Origin of the sequence: Amycolatopsis sp. NPDC004079, assembly GCF_040610415.1 — a bacterium.
In the GTDB taxonomy this organism is placed as follows: Bacteria; Actinomycetota; Actinomycetes; order Mycobacteriales; family Pseudonocardiaceae; genus Amycolatopsis; species Amycolatopsis halotolerans.
In genome coordinates, this window is the sequence record NZ_JBEXMH010000033.1 from 1 (window position 1) to 24,249 (window position 24,249).

The 24,249-nt window shown below is 69.7% G+C and carries 24 protein-coding genes and 1 pseudogene; 9 read left to right on the plus strand and 16 right to left on the minus strand.

From position 1 onward, the window contains the following. Positions 1-395 precede the first annotated feature (395 nt). Positions 396-1,361, plus strand: a complete 966-nt coding sequence (locus ABZX37_RS29080) for a TerC family protein (RefSeq protein WP_354744828.1) — start codon at positions 396-398, stop codon at positions 1,359-1,361. A 38-nt stretch (positions 1,362-1,399) separates the two neighbouring features. Next, on the plus strand, positions 1,400-3,328 hold the full coding sequence (locus tag ABZX37_RS29085) for a S9 family peptidase (protein ID WP_354744830.1): 1,929 nt from the start codon (positions 1,400-1,402) through the stop codon (positions 3,326-3,328). On the opposite strand, the gene ABZX37_RS29090 is transcribed toward ABZX37_RS29085, so the two are convergent. The 3 genes from ABZX37_RS29090 to ABZX37_RS29100 form a co-directional block, all read right to left on the minus strand. Beyond that, positions 3,321-3,977, minus strand: a complete 657-nt coding sequence (locus ABZX37_RS29090) for an RES family NAD+ phosphorylase (protein WP_116206792.1) — start codon at positions 3,975-3,977, stop codon at positions 3,321-3,323. The two genes, ABZX37_RS29085 and ABZX37_RS29090, sit on opposite strands and share 8 nt — an antisense overlap. 89 nt (positions 3,978-4,066) lie before the next feature. Then, positions 4,067-4,648: a DNA-binding protein gene (locus tag ABZX37_RS29095; RefSeq protein WP_344286479.1), complete on the minus strand. Its 582-nt coding sequence runs from the start codon at positions 4,646-4,648 to the stop codon at positions 4,067-4,069. A 430-nt stretch (positions 4,649-5,078) separates the two neighbouring features. Beyond that, positions 5,079-6,056, minus strand: a complete 978-nt coding sequence (locus tag ABZX37_RS29100) for a LacI family DNA-binding transcriptional regulator (protein ID WP_354744832.1) — start codon at positions 6,054-6,056, stop codon at positions 5,079-5,081. Between the two features lie 92 nt (positions 6,057-6,148). On the opposite strand from ABZX37_RS29100, the gene ABZX37_RS29105 reads away from it, so the two are divergent. Then, a complete protein-coding gene (locus ABZX37_RS29105) occupies positions 6,149-7,627 on the plus strand; it encodes an FGGY-family carbohydrate kinase (RefSeq protein WP_354744834.1) in 1,479 nt (492 codons plus the stop codon). A 24-nt stretch (positions 7,628-7,651) separates the two neighbouring features. On the opposite strand, the gene ABZX37_RS29110 is transcribed toward ABZX37_RS29105, so the two are convergent. After that, positions 7,652-8,392 carry a helix-turn-helix domain-containing protein gene (locus ABZX37_RS29110; protein ID WP_354744836.1) on the minus strand — a complete coding sequence of 247 codons (741 nt, stop codon included), beginning with the start codon at positions 8,390-8,392 and terminating at the stop codon, positions 7,652-7,654. Positions 8,393-8,431: 39 nt separating this feature from the next. On the opposite strand from ABZX37_RS29110, the gene ABZX37_RS29115 reads away from it, so the two are divergent. The 3 genes from ABZX37_RS29115 to ABZX37_RS29125 all read left to right on the plus strand — a co-directional run bounded on the left by ABZX37_RS29115 (position 8,432) and on the right by ABZX37_RS29125 (position 10,707). Continuing rightward, entirely contained in the window at positions 8,432-8,830 is a 399-nt protein-coding gene (locus tag ABZX37_RS29115) for an NUDIX domain-containing protein (RefSeq protein ID WP_354744838.1), read from the plus strand. A 198-nt stretch (positions 8,831-9,028) separates the two neighbouring features. Further along, the gene (locus tag ABZX37_RS29120) at positions 9,029-9,508 is read left to right on the plus strand and encodes an MmpS family transport accessory protein (RefSeq protein WP_354744840.1); all 480 of its coding nucleotides are present in this window, start codon (positions 9,029-9,031) and stop codon (positions 9,506-9,508) included. A 428-nt stretch (positions 9,509-9,936) separates the two neighbouring features. After that, positions 9,937-10,707 carry an ABC transporter permease gene (locus tag ABZX37_RS29125; RefSeq protein ID WP_354744842.1) on the plus strand — a complete coding sequence of 257 codons (771 nt, stop codon included), beginning with the start codon at positions 9,937-9,939 and terminating at the stop codon, positions 10,705-10,707. Here ABZX37_RS29125 and ABZX37_RS29130 read toward each other — a convergent pair. Next, positions 10,683-11,369 (minus strand): histidine phosphatase family protein, encoded by a 687-nt coding sequence (locus ABZX37_RS29130; protein ID WP_354744844.1) that lies wholly within the window; start codon positions 11,367-11,369, stop codon positions 10,683-10,685. The genes ABZX37_RS29125 and ABZX37_RS29130 overlap by 25 nt on opposite strands. A 32-nt stretch (positions 11,370-11,401) precedes the next feature. After that, positions 11,402-13,279, minus strand: coding sequence for a Na+/H+ antiporter (locus tag ABZX37_RS29135; RefSeq protein ID WP_354744846.1), 1,878 nt, complete (start codon positions 13,277-13,279; stop codon positions 11,402-11,404). 60 nt (positions 13,280-13,339) lie between these two features. Between ABZX37_RS29135 and ABZX37_RS29140 the strand changes: the two genes are divergently transcribed. Further along, the gene (locus ABZX37_RS29140) at positions 13,340-14,749 is read left to right on the plus strand and encodes a carboxylesterase family protein (protein WP_354744848.1); all 1,410 of its coding nucleotides are present in this window, start codon (positions 13,340-13,342) and stop codon (positions 14,747-14,749) included. A 28-nt stretch (positions 14,750-14,777) separates the two neighbouring features. Here the strand turns inward: ABZX37_RS29140 and ABZX37_RS29145 are convergent, their stop codons facing one another. The 4 genes from ABZX37_RS29145 to rnhA all read right to left on the minus strand — a co-directional run bounded on the left by ABZX37_RS29145 (position 14,778) and on the right by rnhA (position 18,910). Next, entirely contained in the window at positions 14,778-17,417 is a 2,640-nt protein-coding gene (locus ABZX37_RS29145) for an exo-beta-D-glucosaminidase (protein ID WP_354744983.1), read from the minus strand. A gap of 160 nt (positions 17,418-17,577) precedes the next feature. Then, the gene (locus tag ABZX37_RS29150; RefSeq protein WP_354744850.1) at positions 17,578-17,952 is read right to left on the minus strand and encodes a YchJ family protein; all 375 of its coding nucleotides are present in this window, start codon (positions 17,950-17,952) and stop codon (positions 17,578-17,580) included. Beyond that, positions 17,949-18,299, minus strand: a complete 351-nt coding sequence (locus ABZX37_RS29155) for a DUF1801 domain-containing protein (protein ID WP_354744851.1) — start codon at positions 18,297-18,299, stop codon at positions 17,949-17,951. Before ABZX37_RS29155 ends, ABZX37_RS29150 begins: the two co-directional genes overlap by 4 nt. A 131-nt stretch (positions 18,300-18,430) precedes the next feature. Continuing rightward, a complete protein-coding gene (gene rnhA / locus ABZX37_RS29160) occupies positions 18,431-18,910 on the minus strand; it encodes a ribonuclease HI (RefSeq protein ID WP_354744853.1) in 480 nt (159 codons plus the stop codon). A gap of 91 nt (positions 18,911-19,001) precedes the next feature. Between rnhA and ABZX37_RS29165 the strand changes: the two genes are divergently transcribed. Continuing rightward, positions 19,002-19,784: a DUF1684 domain-containing protein gene (locus tag ABZX37_RS29165; RefSeq protein ID WP_354744855.1), complete on the plus strand. Its 783-nt coding sequence runs from the start codon at positions 19,002-19,004 to the stop codon at positions 19,782-19,784. A 31-nt stretch (positions 19,785-19,815) separates the two neighbouring features. Here the strand turns inward: ABZX37_RS29165 and ABZX37_RS29170 are convergent, their stop codons facing one another. Further along, positions 19,816-20,481 carry a hypothetical protein gene (locus ABZX37_RS29170; protein ID WP_354744857.1) on the minus strand — a complete coding sequence of 222 codons (666 nt, stop codon included), beginning with the start codon at positions 20,479-20,481 and terminating at the stop codon, positions 19,816-19,818. Positions 20,482-20,666: 185 nt separating this feature from the next. Continuing rightward, a complete protein-coding gene (locus ABZX37_RS29175; protein WP_354744859.1) occupies positions 20,667-21,221 on the minus strand; it encodes a hypothetical protein in 555 nt (184 codons plus the stop codon). 189 nt (positions 21,222-21,410) lie between these two features. On the opposite strand from ABZX37_RS29175, the gene ABZX37_RS29180 reads away from it, so the two are divergent. After that, a complete protein-coding gene (locus tag ABZX37_RS29180; protein ID WP_354744861.1) occupies positions 21,411-21,833 on the plus strand; it encodes a Dabb family protein in 423 nt (140 codons plus the stop codon). On the opposite strand, the pseudogene ABZX37_RS29185 reads toward ABZX37_RS29180, so the two are convergent. The 4 genes and pseudogenes from ABZX37_RS29185 to ABZX37_RS29200 form a co-directional block, all read right to left on the minus strand. Then, positions 21,820-22,818 (minus strand): annotated as a pseudogene (locus ABZX37_RS29185) (amidohydrolase family protein). The gene ABZX37_RS29180 and the pseudogene ABZX37_RS29185 overlap by 14 nt on opposite strands. A gap of 95 nt (positions 22,819-22,913) precedes the next feature. Continuing rightward, the gene (locus tag ABZX37_RS29190) at positions 22,914-23,303 is read right to left on the minus strand and encodes a hypothetical protein (RefSeq protein WP_354744862.1); all 390 of its coding nucleotides are present in this window, start codon (positions 23,301-23,303) and stop codon (positions 22,914-22,916) included. Further along, a complete protein-coding gene (locus ABZX37_RS29195; protein WP_354744864.1) occupies positions 23,297-23,554 on the minus strand; it encodes a hypothetical protein in 258 nt (85 codons plus the stop codon). The genes ABZX37_RS29190 and ABZX37_RS29195 overlap by 7 nt, the downstream gene beginning before the upstream one ends. A gap of 24 nt (positions 23,555-23,578) precedes the next feature. Continuing rightward, the gene (locus tag ABZX37_RS29200; protein WP_354744866.1) at positions 23,579-24,160 is read right to left on the minus strand and encodes a TetR/AcrR family transcriptional regulator; all 582 of its coding nucleotides are present in this window, start codon (positions 24,158-24,160) and stop codon (positions 23,579-23,581) included. Between the last annotated feature and the right edge of the window lie 89 nt (positions 24,161-24,249).

Genomic DNA, 24,249 nt, shown 5'->3' on the forward strand with positions numbered 1-24,249 from the left:
GGCGAGCGGCGGGAGGGGCCTTCGGCCTGTCCCGCCGCTCGCCCCAAAACGCCGGCGCGATCCCGCGGTGGTGGTTCTGGAAGGGGGTAAGGGGCGCGGTGGTGGTTCCGGAAGGGGCGTGGGGGCCTCGTGGATTCGGAGAGTCGCTGGGGGGTGACCGGAGTGGTGAAGAAGACACGGCTGGTTCGGTGATGTGGGCAACCTCGGCTGGCGTTTGCGGGCTGTAACCGGCAGACTGAACGCGCTGTGAGGGGAGTATTCCTTCGCGGCGGTGTCGTCAGCACGGTGACCCGGGCGAGTCATTCGCCGAGGTCCCCGGCACCGTCGGCCGGTTTCGTACCGGCGGGAGAGACCTCCGGTTAGTTGCTGCTGCGCACTATCCGGAGGTTTCTGAGATGACTGTCCCCCTGTGGCTGTGGTTCGCGACAGTCGGCGGGCTGCTCGCGCTGATCGCGATCGACCTGGTGATCGTCGACCACAAGCCGCACGCGGTGACCACCGGCGAGGCCGCCCGCTGGGTGATTTTCTACATCGGCTGCGCCGTTCTGTTCGGCGCGGGCGTCTGGTACTTCGCCGGGCACGACCCCGGGGTCCAGTTCTTCACCGGGTACATCACCGAGTACTCGCTGAGCGTGGACAACCTCTTCATTTTCATGATCATCATGACCTCGTTCAAGGTGCCCGCGATCCACCAGCACCGCGTGCTGCTCGTCGGCATCCTGCTCGCGCTGGGCATGCGGAGCGTGTTCATCGCGGTCGGCGCGGCGCTCATCAACCAGTTCGTCTGGGTGTTCTTCGTCTTCGGCGCGGTGCTCGTGTGGACCGCGATCAGCATGCTGCGCGGCAACGGCGACGAGGAGGAGTACCAGGAGAACGCGCTCACCCGCTGGGTGCGCAAGCTGTTCCCGGTCACCGACGACTACCACGGCCACAAGTACCTGGTGAAGGAAGGCGGCAAGCGGAAGATCACCCCGATGCTGCTGGTGATCATCGCGATCGGCTCGGCCGACCTGCTGTTCGCGGTGGACTCCATCCCGGCGATCTTCGGCATCACCCAGGAGGCGTTCCTCGTCTTCACCGCCAACGCGTTCGCGCTGATGGGCCTGCGGCAGCTGTACTTCCTGCTCGGCGGCCTGGTCACGAAGCTCGTGTACCTCAGCTACGGCCTCGCGGTGATCCTCGCCTTCATCGGCGCGAAGCTGGTGGTGCACGCCCTGCACGAGTACCACCTCGCGCCGGACTGGCTCGACATCAGCAACTGGATGTCCCTCGGCGTCATCGTCGTGGTCCTCACCGTCACCACGGTGCTGAGCCTGGCGAAGGCCAAGCGCGACGAACGGCGGGCGGTAGAGGCGAAATAGGTCGTTCGCCTTGCTAAGGATCGGGTACGGTCGTCGGCATGCGTCCTGCCGACATCGAAGTCCTCGCCGTCCCCGGCCGTCCCGCGCTGCGCGGTGACCTCCTGCTCGCCGCGGTGAGCAGTCCCGACCTGGAAGCCGACCAGTACCGCAGCGCGATCCGGCGGATCTCGCTGTCCGGCGGCGAAACCCCGTGGACGCACGGTCCTCGCGACTCCGCTCCGGCGATTTCGCCGGACGGACGCTGGGTCGCGTTCCTGCGCGCCGGCGACGGCAAGGGTGCCGAGGGCAGCCCGCAGGTGCACGTGATGCCCGTCGACGGCGGCGAAGCGCGGAAGCTGACGTCGCTGCACCTCGGCGCGGACGCTCCGGTGTGGGCTCCGGATTCGCGCTGGCTCGCGTTCACCGCGCGGGAAGCCGAGCCGGGCCGCTACGGCACCGAGGACGCCGACGAGCGCACGCCGGAACCTGCCGCCGAGGCGCCGCGGCTCATCACCCGGCTCGACTATCGCCTCGACAACATCGGCTTCCTGCGCGACCGGCCGAGGCGGCTGTACGTCCTCGACACGTTCGAGGAGGGCGAGCCGGAAGCGGTGACGCCGCGCGATTACAGCGTCAGCCAGCCGGTCTGGACGCCGGACGGCGAGCGTGTCGTCGTGATCGTGCCGCACGATTTCGACCGGATTGAAACGCGCGAGCACGACCTCGTCGCGTTCCCGGTCGACGGCGGCGAACCCGAGGTGCTCGCGGCCTGCGCCGGGTACGCCGATCAGCCGGTGTACGCGGCGGACGGCACGCTCTACTTCTTCGGCACGTCCCATGAGGACGGTGTCGTCGTCGCCTCCAACACCGGTTTGTACTCGGTCGTGCCGGATGGGAAACCGCGGCGGCTGACCGAGGTGGAGACCGTGGACATCGAGACCGGTTCCGGTCCGGCGGTTCCGCTCGGCGACGAGGTGCTGGTCGCCGTCCGCAATCGCGGTGCGGTGGAACTGCGTGCGATCGCGACGGACGCCGACGGCGCGAAGCTCGAGGACCTGCGCGTGCTGCACGCCGGGCATTCGGCGGTCCGCGGATTCGCGGTGGACGGCGAAACTGTCGTCGCGGTTGTCGCCAGCCTGGACACCGCGGGCGAGCTGGCGGTGCTGGGCCCGAACGATCCGCGGGTGCTCACTGACTACTCGAAGCCGTTGCGGGACAAGGGGCTTTGCGAGGTCGTGGAACTGGAAACGACCGCGCCGGACGGCTACCCGGTGCACGGCTGGCTCGTCCTTCCGGAGGGCGAGGGGCCGCACCCGGTGGTGCGCGTGGTGCACGGCGGACCGTTCGCCCCGCAGGAATGGACGGTGTTCGACGAGGCGCAGGTGTACGCGTCAGCCGGGTTCGCGGTCGTGCTCGGCAACCCGCGCGGATCGGCCGGATACGGGCAGTCGCACGGTACTTCGGTGGTGCACAACATGGGCACCGTCGACGTCGACGACGTGCTCGCGCTGCTCGACAAGGCGCTGGAACGGCCGGACCTCGACGCGTCGCGGACCGGGATCATGGGCGGTTCCTACGGCGGGTTCATGACGAGCTGGGTCGCCGCGAAGCACCCGGACCGGTTCCGCGCGGCGTGGAGCGAGCGCGCGGTGAACGCGTGGGATTCCTTCGCGGGCAGCTCGGACATCGGCTACTACTTCACCGAGGGCTACGTCGGCGCGGACCCGGAGGAACAGCGCCGCCGCAGCCCGCTCAGCTACGCCGCCGACATCCGGATCCCGTTCGCCGTCGTGCATTCCGAGCAGGATTGGCGTTGTCCGTTGGAGCAGGCGCAGCGGCAGTTCGTGGCGCTGCGCCAGGCCGGCGTCGAGACGGAGTTCCTGCTGTTCCCCGGCGAGGGGCACGAGCTGACGCGCTCGGGCAAGCCGCGGCACCGGGTGCAGCGGTTCGAGGCGGTGCTGGCCTGGTGGGCCCGGCACCTCAGCTGAGCAGCGTGTAGTTCAGCTCCTCGCACACCCGCCCGAGCGGCACGTCGAGCCCCGGATGGTCCAGCGGAAGCAGGACGTCCGGGGCGATCGGCAGCGCCGCGCCCGCGGGCGGGTCCCACAGGCACACCGAGGGCTTGCCCGCGTCCATCGACGAGCGGTACCAGAGCCCGTCGAGGTCCGGCATCGCGCCGCGGATCGCGCGCGCCCACGCCTGGGTGATCTTCTTCGGGCCGCTGGAGATCTCCTGCGATGCGCCGACCCGGGTCGGCCACAGGCCGGTGAGGTCGAGCAGCCGCAGCACGCGCGTCGGGCGCACCACGACCAGCCGGGGGCCGCGCGTCGTGCGGTCCACCGTCGAGGTCGTCTGGAACACCTCGGCGACGCTCGTGCGCACGGTCAGGCCGAAGTACAGCACGCCGTTGCCCGGGTCGGTGACCGGACGGCCGCCGCGGCCGGGCGGCTGCTGGTCGAACCGGCCGTGCGGGAGCGGGCCGGTGTAGCGGAAGGTGTTCCACTGCTGCGGGTGATTGCCGTGCGCGGTGAAGATGCGGACCAGCCGGGTCTCGGGCTGCACCGAAACCACGTCGTGGCTGCGGTCCAGCCCCTTGACCAGAGCCGACCGCGCCGGAGGCGAGGGGAGCCGGGCCATGCGGGGGAGGTTGTCCGTCCTGTGTCGGGGCAGGGGGCGGGCCGGCGCACGGAGGGCGGATCGGTGCGCGGGCGGAGGGGGTCAGCGGGTCAGAACGGCGAGCCGAGCGTGGCGACGAGCCGGGCCACTTGCTCGGGGTCGCCGCCGGCGAGCAGCCACTGCCGCGGCGTCGCGGGCCGGTCGCTGATCACCAGGTCGGCCTGCGGGGTGTTCATGAACGCGGCGACGACCAGCGCGGGCTGGTCCTCGGGAACGGCGCGCAGCACGGTTTCGAGGCCGGGCAACACGCCCGCGCCGTTGAACTGCCAGGCGGGCAGCCGCCATCCCTGGTCCTTCCAGCCGGTGAGCCTGCCTTCCTTGAGGCGGTGCCGGATCCGGCTGTCGTCGACGTTCAGCATCTCGGCGGCCTGGCCGACCGAAAGCGCGGAATCGGCGAGCACGGCGTGCGCGGCGACGGTGCGCGCGCGGAAGTCCGGCTCGCCCTCGTCCCGCGGGCTCAGGTCGAGGCCGGCGTCGGTGAGCGCGGCCTGCTGGTCGGGCGAGAAATAGTGCGAGGGGTCGGGATTGGGCGGCGACAGCCTGCGGGCCGCGTCCTCCACGAGCGTGAGGAACTCGTTCGCGTCGGCCTTGAGGCCGGCTCTGGCGAGAACGTTCTCCAGCGCTATCGACATACGCTCAGCCTAGCGCGTGTGTGCGGGTTCGTGCGGTTTCCGACCTTTTTGTGGGTGAATTCACCAAAGATCGCCACGCATCGCACAGAAGTAAACACGATGCGTAGGCGATGTCGGGACAGTCTGCCCCGCACCGGGTGGCTTGTCCAGGCTTTCGAGTGCTTGACACTCCTGGACCGCGGATTTACGTTGCGAACGAGTAATCGGTTTCCCGCCCTCGGGTGCGGCCCGTGCTCCGCCGTCCGCGGCGGAAGCTGGGGGGACAGGGGGTGGGGCGTGCCTGGCGGCTCGGCGGATCTCCGCCGGGCCGCCAGGCACGTCGTTTCCCCCGGATTCCGTTTCTCGCGCTGGCCTGCGCGCCGGATTTCGCCGCGCGCCAGGGCATGTTCCGACGGCTCTTCTCGTGCCGCCGGTTCCCCGGTACGGCCGGTCAGCGGTGGGAGCTTTGCCGGTCGATCAGCTGCGCGTCCAGGGTGGTGGTGACCGGCTCGCGGGTGCTGTCGGCGATGCGGGCCAGCAGCAGTTGCGCGGCGACCCGGCCGATCTCGTACGCCGGTTGCGCCACGACCGTCAGCGGCGGGTCGATCAGCGTGGTCCACGGGGCGTCGTCGAACGAGACGATGCCGATGTCCCGCCCGGCCCGCAGGCTCCGCTCCGCGAGCGCCTCCAGGACCCCGATCGCCATCGTGCTGTTGGCGACCAGCAGCGCGTCCGGCGGCGTCGGCTGGTCCAGCAGATCCCCGGCGGCGCGGCGGGCGCCTTCCGCGCGGTATTCGGCGCGGCGGTAGACCGCGTTCTCCTCGCCGACCGCGTCGAAGTAGCCGGCCAGCCGGTCGTCGGCGGTGCGCACGCCCGAGGGGCCGGTCAGGCACGCCACCTGCCGGTAGCCGTTCGCGACGAGGTGCCTGGTCGCCTGCCGCGCGGCGCGGCGGGTGTCGACGAGCACCTGGTCGCCGTCAGTGCCCGGCAGCGGCCGGTCGACCGCGACCACCGGGGTGCCGAGCCGGCGCAGGCGCGTGACGTTCGTGGTCGGGCCGGTCGGGGAGAGCAGCACGCCCGCGACGCGTTCCTGCAGCGCGACGTCGAGGTACCGGCGTTCCTTGTCCTCGTTCTCGTCGGAATTGCAGAGCACCACCGAATACCCGGACACCTGCGCGAGATCCTCGACGCCGCGCGCGATCGAGGTGAAGAACGGGTTCTCGACGTCGGAGATGATCAGCGCGAGCACCGCGGTTTCCTGGCGGCGCAGATTTCTCGCCAGTCCGTTCGGGTGATAGCCGAGTTCCTCGGCGGCCTCGAGCACCCGGGCGGCCAGCTCCGGGTCCACTGTGGACTTGCCGTTCAGGGTCCGCGACACCGTGGCGGTCGAGACGCCTGCCCTGGCGGCGACGTCGCTGATCGTGGCCACCGCGCCTCCTCGTCCTGGCTTTCTTGACACCCCGGTGAGCGCAGAATACCTTGCCGGTAATCGTTTACCGTCCGCTTGCCGGGGGTGCTGTGATGCGACCGGGCCCGTTGCTCGGCATCGACATCGGCACGTCCAGTTCGAAAGGCGTCCTCGTGGGTGCGGACGGCACTGTACTGGCGCGCGCCGGCCGCCCGCACAGCACCTCCCGCCCGCGGCCCGGCTGGTTCGAGCACGACGCCGAAACGGTGTGGTGGGCGGGGTTCGCCGAGCTGGTCCGCGAATTGCTGGCCGGCGGCCAGAAACCGGCCGGGCTCGCGGTGAGCGGCATCGGCCCGGTGCTGCTGCCCGCGGACGACGGCGGCCGCCCGCTGCGCCCGGCGATTCTCTACGGAGTCGACACGCGGGCCGGCGCCGAAATCGCCGAGCTGACCGCCGAACTCGGCGAAGAGTCCATTGTGGAACGCTGCGGCAGCGCGCTGTCGAGCCAGGCGGTCGGCCCGAAGTGGCGGTGGCTGTACCGGAACGAGCCGGACGTCGCCGCGCGGGCCCGCCAGTTCCTGATGGCGAGCTCGTACCTCGTGCGGCGGCTGACCGGCGAATACGTGCTCGACCACCATTCGGCCAGCCAGTGCGATCCGATGTACGACCTGCGCGCGGGCGGCTGGGCGGAGGACTGGGCCGCGCTCGTCGCGCCCGGGATCGAACTGCCGCGGCTGGCCTGGCCGACCGAGGTCGTCGGCACGGTCACCGCTCAGGCCGCCGCCGAGACCGGATTGCCGGCCGGAATGCCGGTCACCTGCGGCACGATCGACGCGTGGGCCGAAGCGACCAGCGCGGGCGTGCGCGACCCCGGCGACACGATGGTCATGTACGGCACCACGATGTTTCTTGTCCAGGCTGTCGCCGAGGCTCGGCCGGTCTCCGGATTGTGGGCGACGCGCGGGGTTGTGCCGGGCAGCTACTCGCTGGCCGCGGGAATGGCGACGTCCGGCGCGATCACCGACTGGCTGCGGGAACTCTTCGACGGCGATTTCGCCGAACTGGTCGCTTCGGCCGGTCGCGTCCCGGCCGGAAGCCGCGGGCTGGTGATGCTGCCGTACTTCGCGGGCGAGCGGACTCCGGTGCCGGATCCGTTGGCGCGCGGGGTGATCGCCGGGCTGACCACCTCGCACGGCCGGGCCGAGCTGTACCGCGCGGCTTTGGAGGGGACGGCTTACGGGGTGCGGCACAACCTCTCCGCGATGGGCTCGCCCGCGCGCCGGTTGGTGGCGGTCGGCGGCGGCACGCAGGGGCGCGTGTGGACGGGGATCGTGAGCGACGTGACCCGGACGCCGCAGCATCTTCCGACGGAAACTGTCGGGGCGTGTTTCGGGGACGCGTATCTGGCGGCGGTGGCGGTCGGGTTGGAGCCGGATATCGACGCGTGGAACCCAGTCGCCGAGGTGCTCCGGCCGGATCCGGAGCGGGCGGATCGGTACGACGAGTTTTACGCGCATTATCGGGCGTTGTATCCGGCGACGGTGGAGACCGCGCATTTCCTTGCGCGGCAACAGGATTTGGCGGCGGAGTGACCCTCGTGAGTGGTTGTGCCGGTTCTAACCGGGATTAACCTTCACGAGGGGGAAGTAGGCGCTCGGGGTGAGGCCGGTGAGCGTCCGGCATTCGCGGGTGAGGTGCGGCTGGTCGGCGTAGCCCGCGGCGACGGCCAGGTCGGCGAGGGTCGTCGTGGCGGGGGCCAGTGCGATGGCGCGTTGGAGGCGGAGGACGCGGCGGTAGGTGGCTGGGCCGTAGCCGACTGCGAGGGTGAACAGCCGACGCGCCTGCCGCTCGCTCCGGCCTGCTCCCGCTGGCGGCCCTGCGGATCGCGATGTCCGTTCGCCTCGGCCCGGAATCTCGGCGTCCCGGGCAGCCTCGGCGGTGAGTCGCGCCAGCATCCGCTCCACCACCGGGTCCGCCGCGGCTGCCTGCTCGGTTGCGACGTCGGCCATCGCGTCGGCGAGATCGCGGCCGCTGAGGATCTCGTCGGCGAGGGTCGCGCCGCGGTGGTTCCACAGGTCCGTCAGGGAGATCCGGCTGTCGCGCAGCTCGTCCGCGCCGACGCCGAGCATCGCCGCCGCCGCGCCCGGCTGGAAGCGCAGGCCTCGCAACCGGGTGCCGGGCGGGAACACCGACGTCCACGCCGCCGTGTCCGGCCCCGCGACGAACACCTCGCCGTGGCCCGCGACGAGGTCTACGCAGCCGTCGGGAACGATCCGCTTCGGACCGGGCTCGACCGACTCCCAGCGGCACCGCACGAGGCGGCGCAGCGGTTCCGGCGGCGGGCTTTCGCGATACACCCCACGATCATGCCTCGCGGGTACGACAGAATGCGTTCCATGACCCCGATCGACGCCCTGGCCTGGGTCCACGTGAAGGACCGGCGGCTGCTGTCCGTCCGCACCAGCGGCAAGCAAAAGTTCTATCTCCCCGGCGGCAAGCGCGAACCCGGCGAGGGCGACGTCGAGGGCCTGTGCCGGGAGATCCGCGAGGAACTGGGCGTCGCGCTCGACCCGCTCAGCTTCCGGTTCTTCGCGCTGCTCGACGAGCAGGCCGACGGATTCGCCGACGGCCGCCGCGTCCGGATGACCTGCTACACCGCCGACCACACCGGCGAACCGGAGCCGTCGGCGGAGATCGCCGAAGCCGCGTGGCTGCGCGCCGGGGACGCCGCCGCCTGCCCGCCCGCCGGACAGCGCGTGCTGCGGATGCTGTCCGAGGCCGGACTGGTCGACTGATCACCCTGGGTCAAACAGGGGGTGCGCGAGCGTTATCGGCATCGTGCGTGGTGACCGTACTCGTGAGCGAACCCCAGCTACCCCCATCAGGGTGAAAAGAAGCCAATTTTCTCGGGTTGGCTAACGCCGTGTAACGGTCTGGCGAAGAACCAGACGTCGCACTCGCGGGAAGTGCGCTCGAGAAGAGAAGACCTCTCCATGGGTGTTCCTGGCGCGACCCGGCCCACGGCGGCCCGGGGGGAATCGGGCAGGCTGCGGCCGCTCGGGAGCGTGGTGGTCGTGGTCGGCGTCATCGCCGTCGCGGTCACTGTCGCGTGGTACGTCATGCCGAAAGCGACCCCGGGCCGGCCCGCCCCGGCCGCGTCGGTGCCGTCGGTGACGGTCGAACCGGCGGTCGTGAGCGAGGTGACCCGCACGGTCGTCTACGAGCTGACCGGCGGGGACGTCGCGCGCAACCTGACCTACGTCGCGACCGGCGGCGACCTCGAACAACAGGCCGAGGTGCACCTGCCCTGGTCGGTGACGGTGGAGCGGAAGGCTCCCGCCGCGCAGCCGGTGTTCAGCAGCCTGGTCGCGCAGAGCGCGGGGGCTTTGTTGTGCCGGATCCGGGTCGACGGGCACGTGGTGGCCGAGAAATCGGTGGCGGGGGAAGGCCGGCAGCTCAGCTGCAGCGCCTGATCCAGTCGGTCCGAAGCTCCCCGGTGCCGCGCCCCAATGCCGCATTGGGTGCGCTGAGCGCAACGAATGTGGCATTGGGTGCATCTGACGCACCCAATGCGGCATTGGGGTTTTCTCAGCAGTGCAGTGTGCGGCGGGTTCGTTCCCGCGGTGCTGGCCAGGGGCTGTGGTGCACCGCCTGGCTAGACGGGTTACGTGGCGCTGTTCCTGCCAAAGGTCCGTGAGGGGAACCCTCACGGAATCTGATTCCCTCAGGGTTCCCCTCACGGACCTTTGGCATCGCGCGCCGGGCCTGGGCGAGGGGGCGCGGGTGGCAAGGGGGAGAGAAGCTCCGCGCGCTGGAGCGAAAGCTCAGTGAAGTAGCGCTGGGCAGAGAGAAGCGGCCCGGTGCACCGCGCCGTACCGCCGCCTGCGGCAGGATCACCACCGTGAACGGTGCGATCGGGTTCGGGCCCGCGTTGATCGCCGTGCTCGTCGTGCTCACGCTCGCGGGTGCGGCCGTCGTCCGGTTCGGGCAGCTGGGGCAGGGGCGGGCGGTGCTGGTCGCGGCCGTCCGGGCGGTCGCGCAGCTCGCGCTCGTTTCGCTGGTCATCACCTTCATCCTGCGTTCGGACTGGCTGACCGGCCTGTTCGTCCTCGCGATGTTCTCCATTGCCGCCGCGACGTCCGCCAGCCGGATCGGGGTGCCGCGGCGGATCGGGTGGGTCGCGTTGTCGCTGGCGTCCGGGGTCGTCCCGGTGCTAGGGCTGGTGCTGGGTTCCGGGGTCGTCCCGGCGAAGCCGATTTCGGTGGTGCCGATCGCGGGGATCGTGATCGGCGGTTCGATGACCGCGACCTCGCAGGCGGCCCGGCGCGCGCTCGACGAGCTCAAGCAACGCCGCGGCGAGTACGAAGCCGCGCTCGCGCTGGGGTTTCTGCCTCGGCACGCCGCATTGGAGATCTGCCGTCCGTCGGCGGGGCACGCGTTGATCCCGGCGCTCGACCAGACCCGGACGGTCGGCCTGGTGACGTTGCCGGGCGCGTACGTCGGCGTTCTGCTGGGCGGGGCGAGTCCGTTGCAGGCCGGTACCACGCAGGTGCTGGTGCTGATCGGGCTGCTGGCCGCGGAGGCGATCGCGGTGCTGGTGACGGTGCAGCTCGTCGCGGCGGGGTTCATCCGCCGCGACGAGTCGGTTCAGCCGAGCGGGGCGGCCAGGTGAGAGCGGTCGTTGAAGCCGCGGATCAGCCAGTTCTCGCCGTGCACCACGAGGTGCGAGATCGATCCGTTGTCCGCGCCCAGGAACGCGAACCGCTCCAGCGAACGGCTCGCCTGCGCGAACACCTCGCCGATGACGCCGCCGTGGGTGAACACCGCGACTCGCTGATCCGGGTGCGCCGCGGCGATGCGCGTGAGCGCGGCCCGGATCCGCAGGCCGAACGCCTCGTCGGATTCCGCGCCCGGCAGGACGTCCCAGCGCTGCTCTTCCCACAGCTTCCGCGCCAGCGGATGCCCCTCGGCGGTGTGCTTGCGGAAGAGCCCGTTTTCCCATTCGCCCAGGTGGATCTCGCGCAGATCCGGCTCGACGGACGGGGTGAGGCCGAGCTTTTCCGCCAGCGGCGCCGCGGTCTGCGCGGTGCGGCGCAACGTGGTGACGTACACCGCGTCGATGCGTTCGGACACCAGCCGTTCGCCGACGCGCGCGGCGTGGTCGCGGCCCTCCGGCGCGAGGTCCGGGTCGGCCTGGCCGTCGACGAGGTCGAACGGCTCGCTGAGCCGTTGCGGCATCGATTCCCCGTGGCGCACCAGGAAGATCTCGGTGGCGCCCGAGGGCGGGCTGAAGCGGTGCTGGCGGTACTCGACTTCCTGTTCGGGCGTGGTCATGCCCCGACCCTAACCGGCCCTGACCGGTGGGTTCAGCCGAGTTGTTTGTCCACGAAGCACCATCGCCACGTCTCGCCCGGCTCGAAGCTGCGCATCACCGGGTGCCGGGTTTCGTGGAAGTGCTGCGAGGCGTGCTTGCCCGGCGAGGAGTCGCAGCAGGCGACGTGCCCGCATTTGAGGCACATCCGCAGGTGCACCCACGTCATCCCGGCCTCGATGCATTCGGCGCAGGAGTCCGGGGAGCTGGGCTCTTTGTCCTGCCACTCGTGGCTGAGGTGCTTGCACGACCCGGCCGTGGCGGCGGGGGTGCTGAGTTCGCGTTCGGCCACCGGGGGTTCCTCCTCGTCGCGGTCGAGCATGGATTCTTCGATGTCGAGGCGGGCCAGCACGCGGCGCAGCACTGCGTCGTCGGCGGTGCCGCGGTCGCGCGCCTTCAGGAACTGTTCGCGTTCGGCTTCGAGCAGCTGGACACGAAGCCGACGGTAGGCGTCGCTCGGGGTTTCGGCGAGCGCACTTTGCCGGCCGAGCTGTTCCCACGCGGCGTCAGACCGGCCCTGCAACCGGTCGCGCAGCCGCTCGATCACCTCGGGCGGATCTTGCGGACGCCGCAGTTCTTCCAGTTTCGCGAGCGCGACGCGGGTCATGTCGTGCAGCACGGCGGCCTCCTGCAACGCGTCCTCCGCCGGGTCCGGACGAGGCAGCCGCAGGCGCCGGATCAGCGGCGGCAGCGTCATGCCCTGCACCAGGAGCGTCCCGGCCACCACGACGACCGCGGCCAGCACGAGCACCGCGCGCTGCGGGGTGTCCGCGGGCAGCACGAACGCCGCGGCGAGCGTGACCACGCCGCGCATCCCGGCCCACGAGATCACCGCCGAATAGCGCCACGGCCACACCTTGCCGCGTTCCAGGCCCAAGGTGTTCAGGAGGCGTTTCACCACGCCGATGCCGACCATCCACAGCATCCGGGTGAGGATCGTCGCGGCGAGGACCGCGGCGCAGATCCCGACGAGCTGCCACAGCGACAGCCCGCTCTTGCCGACCTCGTGCAGGATTCCCCGCACCTGCAGGCCGATCAGCAGGAAGACCATGTTCTCCAGCAGGAACTGGACGGTCTCCCAGTTCAGCCGGCTCGCCAGCCGCGACGGGCCGGACTGGATCCGCGGCGTCTGGTGTCCCTGGATGAGCCCGGTGACGACGACTGCCAGCACGCCGGATCCGTGCACCGCTTCAGCCAGCAGGTAGGCCGCGAAGGGCACCGCGAACGACAACGCGGTGTCCGTGAGCGTGTCCTCCAGTTTCGCGCGCACGTACGTCACGATCAGCCCGACCAGGAAGCCCACGACGATCCCGCCGACGGCCGCGAGCAGGAAGTCGAGACCGACCTGCCAGAGGCTGACCGCGCCGGCGATCGCCGCGATCGCAGTCCGCAATGCGACGAGCGCGGCGGCGTCGTTGAAGAGGCTTTCGCCCTCCAGCAGCCGGACGAGCTTGCGCGGCATCCCGACGCGCCGCGCGACCACGCTCGCCGCCACCGCGTCCGGCGGTGCGACGACCGCACCCAGCGCGATCCCGGCGGCCAGCGGCAATCCCGGCACGACCAGCCAGGCGACCAGCCCGACGCCGAACGCGGTGAACACCACCAGCCCGACCGACAGCAGCGCGATCGGCCCGCGCAGCTTGCGGAACGCGACCAGCGACGTCTGCAGCGACGCCGAGTACAGCAGCGGCGGCAGCAGTCCGATGAGGACGATCTCCGGGTCCAGCTCGTACTGCGGCACCCCGGGGATGAACGAAACCCCGACGCCGACCGCGACCAGGCACAGCGGCGCCGACCAGTCCATCCGGCGCGCGACGACGGTCACCAGGAGGACTGTCAGGACCAGCGCCACCAATTCCGCTGCGATTTCCACCGCGTAATCATCGCCTGCGGCCCCGGAGCGTGCGAGGGGGCCGGGGCTAGGCTGCCGATCGTGACGACGGTGGAGACGCGGGCCGGTGCCGTCCGCGGCGAGGTGCGGGACGGAGTCGGGCGTTTCCTGGGGGTGCCGTTCGCGCAGCCGCCGGTGGGGGAGCTGCGGTTCCGGCCACCAGTGCCGGTGGCGGCCTGGACCGGGGTGCGCGACGCGACGGAGTTCGCCGCCAAAGCTCCGCAGCCCGACGTGAGCGGGAAACGCTTCATCGGCGACGAGGACTGTCTGTACGTCAATGTCTACGCGCCCGAAGCGCCCGGTTCGTATCCGGTGCTGATGTGGATCCACGGGGGCGGCGGGGTGATGGGTGCGCCGCATCAGTTCGACGCGTCCGCGTACGCGCGCCGCGGCGTGGTCGTGGTGACCGTCGCGTACCGGCTCGGGGTGCTCGGCATGCTCCGCCTGCCCGGGGTTTCCGACGGGAATCTGTCGCTGCACGACCAGGTTCTGGCGCTGGAATGGGTCCGCGACAACGTGGCCGCGTTCGGCGGCGACCCGCGACGCGTGACACTCGCCGGGCAGTCCAACGGCGGCCGCACCGTCGGGACGCTGCTGGCGGTTCCGGCGGCGCGCGGGCTGTTCAGCCAAGCGATCGTGCAGAGCGGCACTGGCGTCGGCTCCGTCGTGCACACTCCGGCCGAGGCCGAAGCGGTCGGCGAGGCGGTGCTGGCCAAGTTAGGAAGCGCAGACCTGTCGACGCTGCCGGTCACGGAGATTTTGACTGCGCAGCAACGGGTCACGGCTCAGCTCGGCACGCTCGTGACGTACCGCGTGGTCGTCGATGGGGATCTCCTGCCGCGACGGCCGGACGAAGCGGTCGCGGACGGCGCGGCGCGAGAAGTCCGGATTCTCACCGGAACCACTGCCGACGAGCAGGACCTGTTCTCCTGGCTGCAAACCGGCGGCGCGAAGCTGCTCGGCACCGGTTCGACGATGCTCGAACCGGACGACATCGCGCGGATGACCGAGGCGTACCGGGAGCTGCTGCCGGACTGGCCCGAAGACCAGCTGGTGAACCGCGTCCGCACGGCGGGGGACTGGTGGCTGCCGGCGATCCGGCTCGCGGAAACCCAGCACGCGGCGGGCGGCACGGCGTGGATGTACCGGCTGGACTGGCGGATCGCGCCGCGCGGGAAGGGCCTCGGCGCGGCGCACGGGGTGGACCTGCCGTTCGTGTTCGACGACGTCCGCAACCCCAACTGGCGCTTCCTGTTCGCCATCGCCCGCCCCGATCCGGAGCGGCTGCGGGCGATGGCGGAGGAGATGTTCGGAACGTGGGTCCGGTTCGTGGCGACCGGCGATCCGGGCTGGGCGGCTTACACGCCGGAGGACCGGGTTACGCAGTTGTTCGACGACATCAGCACGACCGTGTCCGATCCGGATTCCGGACAGCGGCGGCTGTGGGACTAGCGGACCAGGCCCGCTAGTCCCACAGCGCTTAGCCGCGTACGGTCTGCGTGCCGGTGTTCCAGCCCGCGACCCGCACCGAAGGCGCGGAGCCGTGCAGATCGGCCGTGCGGTAGGTGGCGGTGAGCGTCACCGATTCGCCCGGCCACAGGCTGACCTGGTTGTCCGACCAGCTGACCGGAAGCACCGGAGTGCCCGCGCTGTCCACCAGGTGCGTGTCCACCATGAACGCCGGGGTCTTGCCCGACGAGGTGTTGGTGAGCTTCACCGTGGTGACAGTGGTGCCGTCCGGACCCGGCGCCGAGGTCGCCGCGGTGGCCACCTTCGCCGCGCCCAGCTTCGACAGCCCGGACAGGTCGGCGTACGACGAGGTCGGCGTGTAGTACCAGTCCGACTTGCTCCAGTTGAGCTTGTCGTCCTTGGTGGACAGCCAGTAAACGTTCCGGCTGACCTCCTTGCCCGCCGAATCGGTGAGCACCAGCTTCGCCAGGTAAGTGGACGAAAGCCCGCTGACCGAACCGATGTCGAGCGCCTTCGCGTGCGCGCCGCCGCCGTTGACCGAGAAGTCCTTCTTGGTCTTCGAGAACTTCTTCGTGCCGTCGGTGTTGAAGAGTTCGACGGTGGCGGTCAGGCCGGACGCCTTCTTCGTGGTGGAGTTGACCACCTCAGCCGAGCGGGTGTCGTACGAGTACTGGATGTGCAGCGGCTCGTTCGCCTTCTTGGCGCCGAAGTAGGAGCCGTTCTGGTCGAGGTAGGCGTCGAACAGCTGCCAGTGCAGCGACGTCCAGCCGCTGTTGAGCATCCAGTAGATGAGCCCGGTCGACGGGTCCTTCGAATCGGTGAAGTTGCGGGAGTGCGATTCGAACTCCGCGCGGACGTTCTCGTACTGCGCCAGCTGCGCCTTGCGGACGAAGTCGTCCAGGCCCGTCGGCTTGCCGTAGCGGCCGGCCAGCGCGTCGCCGAAGATCTTCAGGTTGGCGAAGGTCTCCGACTCGGAGCGGTGGTACTGCGGCGCGGCCGGGTTCTTCCAGAGCGTTTCCAGCTCGGCGGGCGTCATCATCCGCTTGAGCGTGTCCATCGTCGGGATGTCCGGCCCGGCGCTGGTCTCGGAGTTGAAGTTCCACGCGCCGCCCGCGTCCTTGTGCGCCTTGTCGTACCAGTAGTTCGGCGGGACGTAGTCGTACGGGCCGTTCATCTTCATCCCGGACGGGCCGAGCTTCGGCGACGCCTTGGCCGAGGCCGCGGAGATCACCGCCGCGGGCCAGTCCGCCGCGGACAGCGCGTCGAGGTAGCCCTTTTCGATCCGCGCGTCGGGCGCGAAGTCGCTGCCGATGTGGAAGGACAGCACGCTCGGGTGGTCGCGCAGCCGCTCGGCTTCGGCGGTCATGGACGCCTTGGCGATCGGGTAGTCCGCTTCAGTCCACGGCTCGCCCTTCTCGTCGCCGTTGACCTGGCCTTCCCACTTGTCGCAGCATTCCCAGCCGGGCATGGTCAGCACGCCCATCCGGTCCGCGAGGTCGAAGAACGCGTCGGGTTCGATGTGGCCCTCGAGCCGCACCGTGTTGAGGCCGAGGTTCTTGACGTAGGCGAGCTTGTCCGCCGCCCGGCCCGCGTCCCAGCGCAGCAGCAGGTCGGGGGACCAGCCGCCGCCCTTGATCATCAGCGACTTGCCGTTGACGACGTACTGCCGCCCGCCGCTGGAGTTCAGCGGGGCCTTGACGTCGCGGATGCCGAAGCTGGAGTGGCTCGCGTCGGACGTGGTCCCGCCGACGGTCGCGGTCAGGTCGAGCTGCTGCATCGGCTGCCCGCCCATTCCGGCGGGCCACCACACCTGCGGTTTGTCGACGCCGACCACCGGGAACGAGACCGTCTTCTTCTCGTGCGCGGCAAGGGAAACGTCCTGGCTCACCGGTTTGCCCGCGACGGTGCCGGACACCGTGGCGCGGACCGCGGAGTCGGAGTCGTTGCGGACGTCGGCCTTCGCCGTGAGGTCGGCGTGGTCGAGCGCGGGCACGTTCAGCTTCGTGACCACGTGCGCGCCGCGCAGCGCGACCGGGCCGCTGTGCCGGACGACGATCTCGCGGGCGAGACCCATGTTCTGGTCCGGCGGGGTCTGCGCCCAGTCGATCCAGCCCATCGACAGGTCGTTGTTCGGGTCGTTGGGGTAGACCTTGAACGCGACGCTGTTGACGCCCTCGTGGACCTGCTTGGTCACGTCGAGGTCGTGCCGGGTGTAGGGGCCGTTGACGTCGTCCTTGGTCGCGACGCGGGTGCCGTTGACCCAGATGTCGGCCTTGGACAGCACGCCGCTGATGTCGAGGTAGGTGCGCTGCGAGGGGTCGGCGACCTTGATGTCGGCGCGGTACCACCACGGCACCTTGAAGTCCGCGGCCGGCACGTTCTTCATGTTCGTGGAGTAGAACGGGTCGGAGTAGCGGCCGTTGGCGAGCAGTCCCGCGTAGACCGTCGACTGCGAGCCGACCGGGTACCAGCCCTTCGCGTCGAAGCCCGGCTTCGACACCGAGGCGTCGTCGGACACCTTGGCCGAGGACTGGATGAGATAACCGGGAATCGCGGCCTGGCCGGGCTCCGGTCCGGCCGAAGCGGCCCCGGCGACGCCGGGGATCAACGCGGCGGTCAGAGCGGCGACTGCTAACAGCCGTCCGGGCATTCTTGGCCGGCGTGGGGTCACGAGCGGTCCTCCTCGGGCTCCTGGCGGCGGCGATTGTTAGTAAAGTTCCTTAACGATTGCCGGTGATGGTAGCCGCCCGGAGCGTCCGGGAACAGACCTCGACGGGGTCTTTTCGCCCGATTTTCGCCTGCGGTTCCGCTTAGCGCGCGTCGACGTAGTACCAGCGCCCGCCCTCGCGGACGAACCGGCTGTTCTCGTGCTGCGAGTCGTCGCGCCCCTGGTGGCGGTAGTGCGCGCGGAACTCGACGGTGCCCTCGTTCTGCAGCAGCGAGCCGCCGGTCTGGCCGAGGATCTCCAGCCGGGTCCACTCCTGCGCGGGATCGAGCCGCAGCCGCTTCGGGCGAGTGGTGGGATGCCAGGTGTCGAGGAGGTAGCCGGGCTCCCCGACGGCGAACGCGCAGTACCGCGACCGCATCAGCCGCTCGGCGGTCGGGGCGTGCTGGTCGCCGCGGTGGAACCGGCCGCAGCAGTCGGCGTAGGGCTCGGGCAGCCCGCAGGGGCAGGGGTTGGTCACGCCGCTGATTCTGTCTCCAGCGCGAGAGCCTGCCGCACCCAGGCGGCGATCTGCTTGGCGTTGACGTCTTCGGCGCTGCGCAGCTTCACGTGCGCCATCTCGCGGGCGCTCGGTTCGAGGCCGCCGTCGATCAGCTGGCCGCGCCAGAAAGCGAGCGTCACGTACGAGCTGTACGCCTTCGCGAGGCAGACCGGGTTTTTGCCCGCTTTCCAGGTGGGAGCGCCGTGGTAGAGCTCGGCCGGGTCGGGCATCGCGTCGTCGAGCACGGGCAGGAGGGCGGTGTAGATGTCGCGGAGCGCCTCGGGCTGCGCGGCGACGTACTCGGCGACGGTCGTGAACTTCGGCATGGCTTGTCCTCTCGGCGTTGGGTACTGCCGAGCTTGCCAACCGATGATTCGAGTTGTCAAGAATAATTTTCTTGTCGGTGATGCCAAGTGCGCCGCCCAGATCGTGACAGGGCGCGATCCGGTCCGCGGGCTCAGCCGCGAGCCCGGCGCACCCCGGACGCGGCGGCTTCCTGCGATCCCTTGACCGCGAGCTTGTCCGCGCGTTCGTTCTCCGGAAGCCCGGCGTGCCCCTTGACCCACAGCCATTCGACCTCGTGCTGCTGGCAGGCGGCGTCGAGGCGCTGCCAGAGGTCGGCGTTCTTGACCGGCTGCTTCGCCTGCGTCTGCCAGCCGTTCTTCTTCCAGCGCGGCATCCACTGGAGGATGCCGTTGCGGACGTACGTGCTGTCGGTATAGATCCGCACCACGGCCGCGCGCGTGAGGCTCTCCAGCGCACGGATCGGAGCCATCAGCTCCATGCGGTTGTTGGTGGTGACGGTGTCCTCGGCTCCGTACAGCTCGCGCTCGTGCTTGCCGTACCGCAGGAGCGCGCCCCAGCCGCCCGGTCCGGGATTGCCGCTGCACGCGCCGTCGGTGTAGATCTCCACGGTTTGTTCCGTCTGCTCCGCCACCCGGCGACCCTACCGTTCTCACGTGCTGGGAGCCGGAATGCCATGCCGGGGCCGGTGTTGTGCCGGGGACACTCTCTGAAGGGATCCGGACATGGCGGTGGAGTTCGCGCAGGCGTGGCAGGACTGGAAAGCGGAGCGGGAAAAGACTCTGGCCGATCCGTACGGCTGGCTGGCGCTGGTGTCGCTCGACTGGCTCGAGAACGCACCCCGGACGTACCCCGGCCTGCCCGGCCGATGGTGGCAGGACGACGAAGCTGCCTACGTCGACCCGGACGGCGGGGAGTTGCGGCATGAAGGCACTTTGCTGACTGATGTCCACCGTTTCGAGCTGGTGAACAGCGGTGCGGGCACCCGTGTGACGGCAGGCTCGGTAGAGATCGAAGTCGCGCGCCGGTCGGGCTACTTGATCCGCGTGCACGACCCGAAAGCCCCTGTGCTGCAGGACTTCCACGGCGTACCCGCGTACGAACCGGATCCCTCGTGGGTCCTGACTGGCCGCTTCGAGGCCTTCGACGAACCACGCCCGACGACTGTTGGCGCGGTCGTGGAAGGACTGTCGCATGTCTACACCGCGCCTGGCCGGGTTGTCTTCGAGCGCGACGGTGTCGAGCACGTTTTGACGGCGTTCAACGGCAAGACCGGCGGGTACAGCATTCTTTTCACCGACTCGACGAGCGGCGTGACTACGTATGCCGCGAACCGTTCCCTGCCGGTCGCCTCGTCCGAGGACGGAACGGTGACGCTGGACTTCAACCGGGCGGTGAACCTGCCTTGCGCGTTCACGGACTTCGCCACCTGCCCGTTGCCGCCGGAGGGGAATCACCTGCCGTTCGCGGTGGAAGCGGGGGAGAAGCTGCCTTTCGAGCGGCAGTGAGGTTCGGCTGATCGGGTCTGTGCGTGCGGCCTTACTTGATCGGCTCGGCGCTGTCCCCGGCCAGGAGCAGCTGCGGCACTTGCGTGAGTGTCCAGCCAGACCCGGCCGGGGTCAGCACCCAGACGACGTCGAACCGGTCGTCCGGCCACTTCTGCGGCGCGGTGGCCCCGAACGCGGCCGCGAGCGCCGGAATTTCCTCGTGCTGCCAGCTGATCAAGGTCGGCTCCGTCCGCCGGGCGACCTCCGCCGCGAGCGCGCTCTCGCTGCCCTTGGCGTAGGTGGTGAGGACGGTTTTGCCCAGCCGCTCCGCCACCGGCCCGGCTGTTTCCCGCGGCCGGGTGCCCTCGCCGCCGTTGCCGCCGGCCGCGTAGACAGCGGTCGGCTTGGCGAGTCCCTCCCTCAGCGTCCCGGTCGCTGGTGCGAACAATTCGACAAGCGCGCCGGCCCGAGTCCAACCGCGGACGGTCAGCGAGTGGGAATCGGCATTGCCGTTCACGTCGATCCCTTGCGGCCCAGTCGAACCGGACGGCTTCTCGGCGTGCCGGATGATCATCACGCGCGCCCCGCCAGGCTGAGCAGGCGGCAGAGCGGCGGCGGTCGCCTTGGCCTGCTTCGACGCGCAACTGGTGATGAGCAGTGCCGCACTGCCTGCCGCGCCGCCTAGCAACGTCCGTCGTGACCACAGCTGCGCTGTCATGCCGCTCCCCGAATCCGATGCCGCGAAAGTTGACCTTCGCCTGAGTACTCGCCGGAGCCTGGTAGGGCAACACGCCGCGCACGGTTCAAGCCGATCTTCCTTGGCGGGCTTGGGATCTTTCGCATCTTCCCGGCCGACACGGGACAAAACGATGGGAGAGCCGGAGCGGGTGCCAGCCAAGCACGTCATCCGCGGAGGTCCCGGTCCGCGGGTGGCAGCCAGTCGCGATCGGGCAGGGGGAGGCGACCGCTGCGCACGTCCAGATCGGCGCGGGCGTGCGCGTAGAACTCGTCCCGTTTGGTGCCGATGACGTGGTAAAGGCCGATGAAGTCATCGTGGTTCGTCGCTTTTCCGCGGGCGACCCAGCTGAGCTTCCAAACGGTCTCGTGCCAGCGGCGTCCGGCGTCGACTGCCGCCGGCGAGCCGAGGAGCAGCACGGTTTCCCATTTGATCGCGCGTTCGTTCTCGGCGTCGGCGAGCGCGGCTAGGCCCTCGTCGAGGTCGATCGGCAGGGCGCCCGCCGGATAGCCGCGGGTGGCAGCGATGCGGTAGGACAACTGCGCACATGACTTCAGCGCGGTTGCGTACTCGGCGTATGCGCTGAGCCGGTTGTCGTCCCACCGCGTCGAGTACTGGCGTCGCCATTTGCTGCGTTCGACCAGAGTCGTCGCGGTGAACGAGGCCGCAGCGCCCAAGAGCACGGCGGTCAGCGTGAGCAACTGCTGGACAAAAGGGCTCATCAGCGTGCAACCGCCCCTGTCTTCCTGCCGCAGCCGGGAAAGCAGCTTATCGCGCCAGCCCCGGCGAGCCGCTCAGGGTAGGTGACTTTCACCGACGCGAACAGCGAGGTCTCGCTGGCAGCCTCGACACGGTCAACGAGCGGAAGAACGCTCCGGCCGGCTGAACATTCGCCCGGAAAGGGAACACCGATGATCTACCACGGCAACCGTTTCACCATCAAACCCGGCGCTGACCCGAAACTGGTCGAGACAGCCCTGGAAAGCCTGCACAACCAGGGGCGGGCCATCCCGTCGGTGAGGTCGTTCGTCGTCGGCCGCGACTACGGCGGCGAGTACGAATGGGGTGCCACCTTCGTGATCGACGATCTCGACGGCTACTGGGAGTACCTGGTCCACCCCGCCCACCTCGCTACCGACAGGATCGGGTTGCCGCTGGTGGAGAAGTTCATGTCGTTCGACATCACCGACGACCCGGACCCGGAAACCGGCGCGAAGATCGCCGAACTGCACCAGCGCCGGTTCGACAGCATGGCCGACATCGCCGAACTGGTCTCGGATATCGGCGAGTACCTCGGCAGCGCCGCGCCCGGCACCGCGATCACCGAAGGGTGAAGACGCGCTCCGCGTTGAGGTGGCTGACCTTGGCTCGCTGCGCGTCGGACAGCGGCGCGGACCGGAGGAAGGCCATGGCGTCGGCGGTGTCCTCGTAAGGGGCGTCGACGGCGAACAGGATGTTGTCCTCGCCGACCGCGTCCAGCGCGAGCGCGAGGACGGCCGGATCGTCGATGCCGCTGGTGGTGATGACGAAGTTGCGGCGAAAATATTCGCTCGGCGTGAGCCGGAGCTTCGGCATCTGCCCCGCCGCTCCCGGTATGCGAGCGGCGAAGGCGTGGCGGTTGTCGATGCGTTTGAGCCAGTACGGGATGCCTTCGCCGAGATGTCCGAGCACGATCGTGAGGCCCGGGTGCCGGTCGAACACGTCGCTCAGAATGAGCCGCATGGCGTGCAGACCGGCCTCGGCTTGGTAGCCTCAGACCGCGGCCTGCATTCCGTACGCGTTGTAGGGAGCCAGCATGCTCGGGAACCGCGGGTGCAAGTAGATCGGCGCCTTCGCCGCTTCGGCCGCTTCGAGCAGCGGTGCGAATCGCGGCTCGTCGAGGTACTGGCCTTCGGTGTGGGAGTTGATCATGATTCCGTGCAGCCCGAGCGGTCCCCTGATCCACTCGATCTCGTCCGCGGCGGCGGCCGGGTCCTGCGGCACCACTGTGCCGAGGGCTTCGAATCGGCCGGGGCGCTGGCGTACCAGGCCAGCGAGTGAGTCGTTCACCGCGCGGGCGAGCGGGACCGCGGCGGCCGAGGGATAGGGCTGGACACCAGGCGGATTGATGCTCAGCACCGCCATCGCTTGTCCCACGGCGTCCATGGCGGCGATTCGCGCGTCCAGATCGGTGAGCGCTGACCGCAGCGGTTCTTGAGCTTCGACGTCGCGCATGAGCCCGATTTCGGTCTGGTCGTCTTCGAAGACGTCGAGACTGTGTGCGGTGGCGAGGAACTGTTCGGTGGCGACATGTTCCTCGACCGCGATGATCCGGTTCATCGGCACGCTGCTTCCGCTGGGGCGAGCGTCGGGGGACCTATTGCACGGCTGGATGCCCCGTCTCAACGCCGTGCTGCCGAGCAACGCGGGCCGTCTCAAACGCGAGGGCGCGCGAGGTGCTCCCGGGCCAGCCGCCAGGTTCGTTCCTGATCGAACGACGGCGTCAACCAGCCGTGGCTGCTCAAGGTGCCCTCGTCGCGGAACCGCTTGACCACCTCGACGTGCGGCGGCCAGCGAACGAAACCGTGCAGCGCTTCCTCGTCGCGCCAGACCGAGACCGAGCCGGTCCGTCCGAGGGTCGGCTGGCACCACAGCCACATGCCGACGGCTCCGGGAAGTTCCGGCCAGCCGCGCCTGAGCCGGATCCCGGCCCGGGCGACCGCGAGCATGTCGCGTCGCCGGCGCGGCCGGAATTCGGTGAAGGCGACGAACACCGGCTCGCCGCCGTCGCCCGCCGGGCCTGCTCGCCAGCCGGTCCTCAGCATGCGACGGCTCCTTCGCACGTGGCGGCGAAGCCGGATTCATTCTGGCGACCCTGGCTTTCGGGGGTCGGTTTCAACTCAGAGGAGTGGTCGGCGAGGGGAGTTCCGTTGGCGCGCCTTGATCTTTGCTCTCGGCTGCGGCGTGGAGTCAGTCCGCCGAATCCGGGTGCCGCGGTGAGGCCGATCAACTCATCCAGCGTCGGAAGATGGATAAAAAGAACGATCGTGCTTTTCTTGCGGCAGAGTACGTCCATGCCTTGTCCTTTGTCCGATACGGGTTACTTCGCGGCGGCGAGCAGGTTTTCGAAGGCGCGCCGGGTCCTGGCCTCCGCGACGGATTCGGCCAGCAGTCGGTGCGCGTGGAAGAAGCCGAGCATGACGCCGTGCAGGTCGTGGGCGAACTGGTCCGGGTCGGCGTCCGGGCGGAACTGGCCCTCGCTGATCCCGGTGCGGAACATCTGCGCGACCGAGTCGGCGAAGTCGAGATGGTCGCGCACCAGTTGGTCCCGGATTGGGCCGGGCTGGTCGTCGTATTCGGCGGAAGCGGACACGAAAAGGCAGCCGGCGCCGCCTTCCTTGCCTGTCGCGACCCAGTGCTCGAACAGTGCGCGCACCCTGGCCTTGCCTCGTGGAGCGGCCAGTGCCGGACGCACGACCTGATCGCTGAACAGCTCTCTCGCGTAGGCGAGGACTTGCGTCTGGAGGGATTCCTTGGACTGGAAGTGCGCGAACAGTCCGCTCTTGGACATCCCCGTGTCTGCGGCCAGCGACCCGATGGTCAGCCCGGCGAGACCGATCCTGCTGGCGGTCGCTGCGGCTCGGTCCAGCACGGCCTGCCGGGTTGCCTCGCCCTTGCTCATGACACCTTTCTAGCACGATCGTTCGTTTTTGGTAGGAGTCTTAGCTGTCTCTTTTGCTGCGTCGACAGTGAACGGAGTCGCCCGACGGG